Source organism: Massilia scottii (assembly GCF_030846495.1).
GTDB lineage: Bacteria > Pseudomonadota > Gammaproteobacteria > Burkholderiales > Burkholderiaceae_D > Telluria_A > Telluria_A violaceinigra.
Genome location: NZ_JAVCWM010000080.1, coordinates 1 through 690, shown reverse-complemented (window position 1 = coordinate 690; position 690 = coordinate 1). Strand labels below are relative to the sequence as shown.

The following is a 690-nucleotide window of genomic DNA, read 5'->3' as shown; positions in this document are numbered from 1 at the left end:
CTGCGTGAATTTTTCTCAGGAAATTTCATACCTAGCTCCTGCAGGCGCTCGCCGGTGGGTTTTGGCCGGTGTCTGGTGGACCTGGCCGGCGGCGATCCGCGCGGCGATCATCGTTTCGGCGGCGAACAGGTCTTCGCGGGTCGCAACGGCGCACTGCGCCTCGTGAATCGCCAGCGCATTGCTCACCGCGTCCATGCCCGGCCCGTCGAGCCGGTACTGGCCGGTCCTGGCGCCCCGTTCCGCCGCCCGCGCCATCGCCTCCAGGGCCGGTATCATTTCCGGAACGTACTCTTCGCCAATGCCCGTTTCGGCAAGACAGAGCGTAATGTTCATGGCCGTGCAGAGATAGACATACGACGTCTCGGTTGCATCGCCCAGCTTGATATCCTCGAACGCACGCCAATATTTTACGCAGATGAGGGTCGCCTCTTCCCCCTCGATCGGCAGCGCATTCATCATGCGCACGTCATGCCGGGATACGCCGGCAGCGATCACCTGCAGGCCGCCGCCGACGGCACACTTCTTCTCGCGATATGGCTTGACGCGACGCTTCGGCGATCCGTGTTTGCCGGCCATTATGCGTGCTCCAGCAAAGAACCCTGCCGGCGCACATTCGCGCGCTCTCGCGGTGCTACGTTCATCTTCTCGGCTTTCATTTTCGTAAGCAGTGCTGTTGCGGCCGCCCGCCCT

Annotated in this window: 1 protein-coding gene; it reads right to left on the bottom strand. The window is 62.8% G+C overall.

Translation table 11 applies throughout. The annotated features are described in order from the left end of the window. Window positions 1–15: 15 nt before the first annotated feature. On the bottom strand, window positions 16–576 hold the full coding sequence (locus RBA41_RS33370; protein ID WP_306628641.1) for a hypothetical protein: 561 nt from the start codon (window positions 574–576) through the stop codon (window positions 16–18). Window positions 577–690 lie beyond the last annotated feature (114 nt).